Source organism: Rothia sp. HMSC071C12, assembly GCF_001813895.1.
GTDB lineage: Bacteria > Actinomycetota > Actinomycetes > Actinomycetales > Micrococcaceae > Rothia > Rothia mucilaginosa.
In genome coordinates this window covers 1-6,490 of the sequence record NZ_KV814348.1, presented here as the reverse complement: position 1 = coordinate 6,490, position 6,490 = coordinate 1, and the positions used below count along the sequence as shown (strand labels likewise).

Below are 6,490 nucleotides of genomic sequence, written 5' to 3'. Positions count from 1 at the left end.
AGGGGTGTGTCAAGAGCCCTTGAGAAAGGCAGTTAGGATCACTGGGGGAGTAGTGCCCCTCTGTGCAGAGTCACCACCCGTGAAGAGTTGCCACCTGCTAAGAGCCACCCCTCTGTGGAGAGCCAGCACCTGCTAAGGGCATCCCCCTTGTGAAAAGTCACCACTCGTAGAGTCACCACCCTGGTAAGCTTCACGCCCTCCGATAGTGAAAACCCTCCATCGGGTGGGGTGCCCCAAACCAGCGTCAGCCTCATCACCATCAACCAACGCGTTCGCTACCGCCCGCATAGGGCCACCATCCGCTACCGTTAGCTGTCAGTATTACTATCCGCTCCCCACCAATCACCGTGCTTGCTACCAGTTGCTGCGCTTGCTGACCTCAGCCGAAGAACCCATCAACATCAGAAGCCACCGACATGACGCCACTACCGGTAGGACGCTAGTAGCCAGCTACCCACCCATCACTGCGCCTGCTGACCTAAAAATTGTGCACCCGCCACCTGCTAAGAGCCAGCACCAGCTAGCACTACTATCTGCTGGCACCGACCAGCGCGGTCACTACCGCCAGCCAGTACCGCTATCTAGTACCGCCATCTGCTAAGAGCCAGTACCAGCTTCAGTGTCAGTACCAGCCTCCGCTGCTGTGCTTGCTACTGCCAGCTGTCAGCACTACCAGCCAGGTGCTGCGCTCGCTGGTGGTCTGCGTGCCCTGTTCTTCCTGGGGCGTGTCTGTTTCCTGGGTGGGCCTAAGAACTCAACCCCACCACCGGGCGTGAAGATCAACCGCTGGGTGTGAAGACCTGCCACCGGCAAATGACCAACCACACCGCACCACCAACCCCAATACTGATACGATAAAACCAAAGCTCAGAACCCATAACCCCCATTCATGGTTGAGGCACCTTAAACATCATCAACAGCCCCAACCATGAAGAACACGCTAGAACACAAAAAAGTCAGGCGGGGTCAACGGGTTGATATGCACCTGAGCACCGGGGGCTACGGCCCCAACCTTTTTCAGATGTTTACTTTCGAATATGACCTAAACCGACCCGAAGGCAACAACAGCGAATACGCTGCACCTCCTCACACCACGACTGGTGGGGAGGATTTTCCGTGTCTTCCTGCGCACTATTCTGCTGATGCCGCCTCTTGTGCTGATGCGCTTTTCAATGCTGCTCGTGTCTACACTCAGGCACTGAACACTATCTACGCCCCAGCCTACGCCAAGGGCTGCACCCCGATTCCTGCTCCCGCGCCTAGTAGTTGCGCCCAGGAACCTGACCCCATCACCCCTAGCCCCGCCCCTGTCCCGTCTCATCAGCAGCCCACCAGCGGTGACTATCGCCGCTTCTGTCAACGCATGGCAGAAGGCGGCTACCGCATCGCCGACTTCAAAAGCAGCCCCAAAAAAACCGCTGAGTACGAGGCGCTAAACAGCACCAGCACCAGTACCACCACCGGCGGTGACACGCATACCTACTCTGTGCGCATCAACCGCGTCGGACCCATCGACATCACCGCCTACTACCAGGCACCCAAAAACCGTATCCCTCAAGCCCTGCTTGCCCTGCTCAACCAGGCAGAGGCCGACTACAACCTGCTGCTCAAGCACGCCAAAGAGGCAGGTGCTCTTGGTGTACCCTTCCTCCGTGATACCCCCGACGCTATCCAGGCCGAAGCCCGCGCCTTCCACCACAAGTACGGTGTCTTCCTCTCACCGCGCCCCTGCTACAGCGTCCGCTGCACCAAATTCACTTGCCAAAACTCTATCCACCACCGTTACGTTGCAGCTACCTCACGCCGCATGGAGATGAACACGCACAGTGCCATGATCACCATTCCCGGCATTATGGGTGCCCACCAGTTCAAGCCCATCTGGGACGCCGCCATCGAAGGTATCAAGGCTGCCAACTTGCCCAAGGGTCACCACTGCATCGGCGTGATTGAACCGCACGCTAACGGCATCACCACTGACGCCATGCACCATGCCCAAAACAACAACCAAGGCTCGTTGCACTACCACCTCATCAACCCCCTGAACCTACCGGCGAACACCACCGCAACCGAGGCCGAAGAGATCCTAGACCAGGCCATCCGCGCCGCGCTCGCTAAGGCTGGTCTCACGGTTGACGTGCATGTACAAATTGCCAGCGTCAAAGACCTCAAGCAGTACACCGACTACATCGCCCGGTATCTTTTCAAGAACTTGGATGTGAAGTCGCATTACCGCTACGCTGCCGGACACGAATCCTCAGGGTTCAGCCTGTACAAGCGCCACATCGAGCTGAACGCCCAAGCCCCGGGTAACTCGTCCCTCTACAGTGCCACCAAGGGTTTCTTTCAGCCCTTCTCACCGACCAGCACATTCACTAACAAGGCCGCCACCTCCAATATCGTGCCTGCCTTGGCTGCTGACTTTAACCGCCGCTATATTGGCGCTACCGAAGGTAAATTCGCATCCACTGTCACCTGGGATACCGAAACCGGTGAAGAAGTTACCGTCACCTGCAGCTATGGGGGTCGTACCTGGTCCGCTACCGGGCATATCATTACCACCACCGCACGACGTGATGTGCCCGAAGGCCCTTACGTCACTCTTGATAGCTACCCTGAGCACACCATTGCAGAGGCTATTGCACTGTGCCGTACCCAGTTGGAAGAGACCCTGCGCCAGCAGCTCACTGCTGCTATCGCTCGATGGACGCGTACCCATCATGCTGGTCACCGTCCCGTCAGCTCTTTTACTGCAGGAAAATACCTCACCGGCCCGGAACCCGATGGTGTACCGTGTGCTGCAGTGACCAGTCACCTGAGCTACAGTACGGTGCGGATTAGGGCACCGCCCACAATACTGCCAGTAACAACCGCTAGGTGCGCCGAATCCTCGATACCGGCGCACACCACCACCATCATCACTACTGTCTGTGTGCAGGCTTATATGGCAGACCCGGTATGCACTCTTACCCCGGTGCGTACCGGGGTTTTGCCGTACCCGCAGTCTGCCTAACACGCCCATCTAAGCCCAGAACCTTCAAGCAGCACCCAGAACCTTGCCAACGCCTGCCCCAACTTGCTTGTGCCTGCTTCTGTGCTTGTTTTGGCTGTCTTGTCTAGCGGCTTCCTCTCCTTAGGAGGGTACTCATTCAAAGCTTTGCCTGGCTTCCTTGTAGTCAGTAGCCCCGGCCCAAGCTTGTCTCGCCTGTCTGTCCTGGTTTTCTGGAGGTGGTGCGCTCACTGAAGACGCCCGGCATCTCAGCTATCTGGCTCATACTGGAGCCCCATAAGCACGAGGCAGGTAACCCCTCTTCTGTACAGCCCTGTACGCCCTATCTAAAGCCTCAACCTGATCAGATGGAATAAGAGGTACTCGCACCATTCAGCACCCATAGCGGCGCCCACAGCGCCTAAGAAACAGTTTCTTATCTCTTATCTGCGAGCGCCTATAACCGCGCCTGAAACCATGCCCAGAACTTCGGCAGCCCCTGAACTTGTTTTCTTGCGTTGTCTGGCTTCCTCAGCATGCCCTAAGCAACCGGCCTATCGTTCTGTCGCTAAGTGGCGCTTTTTCTGGGGCTGGTATCGCTCGCAATGAACCACTGTCCGCAATGAGTTCCACCACCGGAACCAACCCTTGGCGCTCGCAATGAGCTGCGCATTCTCAACTGCTTCCTGTAGTTGTTTCCAGAACCCTGGTTGCTTCTGAACACGCGCCCAGAACCGGTTCCCCATCAGTAACCATCCTTGGCGCTCGCAGTGAACTACGCACTTTCAACTGCTTCCTGCAGTTAGTTCCATATCCGGAACCACTACCCAAACTTCAGCCACGTCTGCCTTGCCTGTAAGCGCCTAAAACCTGTGTCCCGGAGGTTGAATTCTCAACACACCCCAAAACATGCACCCAAGTGAAACAAGATACTGGGTTACCCCACCCACAACCCCAAAAACCACCACCCCAAAACCACATAAAACCCTCTGACAAGGCAAAACACAAAAACCAGCCCACCCACAAAACTTCAAACCCGCCGCTGCTTGCTATGGAAACAGTAAGGACCCCCGAAACCTAAGAAGGGGGCATAACCGAAGGATTTCCGTAGTCATGTTGACCATCTTCAAAACCATCAAACCCATCACCCTCATCTTCTGGATGACCCTACACGCAACCTCAGCACTAGCAGCAACCCTCATCCTCAACACCCTCGGCAAAACCAACTACCTCACACCCGAAACCACTACCGCACTTACCTACCTCAAAACCACAGCAACCCTCTACTACCAGAAACTGGCCATCACCACAGCAGAAAACTACGCATACCAACTCACCCCCTACTGGGAATTTATCACCCAAACCACCCTGCAAGCCGCCCTGATGATCGCTCACAACCCCACTGCCTTAGTAACTATCGCTATCCTGGCAATGATCACCGCCATCATCCGATACACCCTTATCCTCTACCTTCTACGCGCAGAAACAACCCCACAACCGCATACAGCCGCATACCAACGAGCAACCCAAGCAGCCGCCTTGCTCGCACCAGCAAGTACACAACCACCTAAACCCAAAACCTTCTTCCAGTATTTGCGCCGGTTCAGCGGTTTTCTGATGTATCTCGTACTGAAATAACCCCCAAACAACCCTGAAAACCCCTTGTGCTCCTGGACAAACCACCGTGCTTGTCCAGGAGCACGAAAAGGGTAAGGTGGCGTCAATATAGAGCTGCAATAGGCTCTCCACACACCCATACGCGTAAACCCCAACCCCAACCCAGACGCCGATAATCTTAAGTTGTGTGTGTTGGTGGTGGTGCTACAGAAGAACCCACCACACACCTACCTACAAGGCTGCAGATACCCTACTACTGGAGAAGCTCTTGCCTCGCGCTCGCATCATACAGGTGTAGTAGCCCGGCACCGTGTAGACACAGCACCGGGCTACTACCAGCAGTCCCTCGAAGGCTACAGCAGAGACGACAGCAGCGTCTCGAGAGCATCGATGAGACGCTCCATCAGCTGGTCACGATAAGGCTGAAGCCATTCCCACCTCTCACCGATAAGACCCGCAGCACGGGTTAGCACCTGGATGGATACCACCGATACACCGACGAGGTACTTGCGGGTCTTATCCGCAGCCCCTGATTGTTGTGTGCGTAGCGCATACAGGCTTAGCCCATATCTGATGCCTGCCGCGATGATGCTTGCCACCACCACAAGCACGATCATCACAGGGTCCTGAGCAAGCTCCAAAACGCCGCCCATGGTGCCCTGCAGGATTGTCTCCCAATGCGCCACAGGCTGGCAGGCATAGAAGGTGGTAGCTTTTTCAGCCTGCTGGTACGCGTACAGCACCGCGCTTTCCCTCATGTACGTGAGGGTGGAGACGGCGTCCTCATTGAGGATGCGCGCGAAGCCGGGGATGCCTAGTAGCAGGATGGCTGCCAGGTAGCACACCAGGTGCATACCGATACGTACGATAGATATCGCTAGATTGTACATGGTGGATTTCTCCGTCCGTCTGGGTCTCTAATGCTTACTTCGAAACCTTCACTATGTATATAGCGGAGTAGTGTCGACTCAGAGACGAAAGAGAATTTTTGAGGCACTCTCATACCTAAAGACATCTTTTGAGGTTTAAGCTTCTTGCCTTGTTGTGCCTTGGGCGGCTCTGTAGGGGGCTCTAAAGGCCTCTTAGAGGCATCTCGGCACAACCGCACTACTGGAGAATTCAAGCTCACCCACGGCAAGTAGCCTTTAGCCGTACCCTCAGCACAGCCAGCATGAGTGCTAGTACTGGCACCGTGCAGCCGACGCGCTCGCTAGTTTTGGTGCCACTAGCTATGCCGCTAGCCCAGATACCCCTGAAGTCGCCCAGGCGTGCGTTAGGCATGAGACACAGGTACACGCTCATAGGTAGCCTCCACCGCCTCGATGACCTGACCAGAGGGGGCTCAGCTGCTGATGGCGCTGTCAGGGTGGGGGCAGGGCAAGGCGTGTTTCTGCACTGGCAGAAAACAGTATGTATTTTCTAGAACAGGCGCACTTTTATTTGTCAAGCTAACTTTATAGAATGCAATTCTTTAATTCCAAGGAAATTCAAAAATGCTATATAGAGGGAAGAAAGCTATCACGCATGGCGGGTAGGGTAGAGTCCTTGAATCTACCGGGAAGTATGGGGTATATGGCGGGGTTGCAAGAGGGCATTTAAAAAAGGGCGCGTGTAAACAAAACAATGTGTTATGCAATTAATCACATATTATTTACACGGGAAATGCATTCTTTTTACATGGCATGGCTGCGGCGACCTAGAAGCTCCAGGCGGCCCATAGAGGCCCTCAAAAGCCTCCATACGTAACCCTACCCAAAAGGGAGCCGATAAGGGGTTTAGAGGGGGCCACAAGAGCGCGCGACAGCGCGCAAGCCCGCCGCTAGGCGGGCGCAGGGAGGCGCTTGCGCCGACCGAGCGGGCGCGCCAGCGCCCTCGCGCTGCCCCCCC

General features: G+C 55.7%; 3 protein-coding genes. 2 read left to right on the top strand and 1 reads right to left on the bottom strand.

What is annotated here, in order from left to right:
* Positions 1–1,021: 1,021 nt before the first annotated feature.
* Together HMPREF2942_RS00405 and HMPREF2942_RS00395 are read left to right on the top strand one after the other, a co-directional pair.
* The gene (locus HMPREF2942_RS00405; protein WP_141755575.1) at positions 1,022–3,010 is read left to right on the top strand and encodes a hypothetical protein; all 1,989 of its coding nucleotides are present in this window, start codon (positions 1,022–1,024) and stop codon (positions 3,008–3,010) included.
* 1,089 nt (positions 3,011–4,099) lie between these two features.
* A complete protein-coding gene (locus HMPREF2942_RS00395; protein ID WP_070687886.1) occupies positions 4,100–4,624 on the top strand; it encodes a hypothetical protein in 525 nt (174 codons plus the stop codon).
* 332 nt (positions 4,625–4,956) lie between these two features.
* Here the strand turns inward: HMPREF2942_RS00395 and HMPREF2942_RS00390 are convergent, their stop codons facing one another.
* Entirely contained in the window at positions 4,957–5,493 is a 537-nt protein-coding gene (locus HMPREF2942_RS00390) for a hypothetical protein (protein ID WP_070687884.1), read from the bottom strand.
* Between the last annotated feature and the right edge of the window lie 997 nt (positions 5,494–6,490).

Excerpts from the sequence above, each read along its gene's own strand:
- HMPREF2942_RS00405 (WP_141755575.1), top strand. The coding sequence starts at position 1,022 with ATGTTTACTTTCGAATATGACCTAAACCGACCCGAAGGCAACAACAGC.
- HMPREF2942_RS00395 (WP_070687886.1), top strand. The coding sequence starts at position 4,100 with ATGTTGACCATCTTCAAAACCATCAAACCCATCACCCTCATCTTCTGG.
- HMPREF2942_RS00390 (WP_070687884.1), bottom strand. The coding sequence starts at position 5,493 with ATGTACAATCTAGCGATATCTATCGTACGTATCGGTATGCACCTGGTG.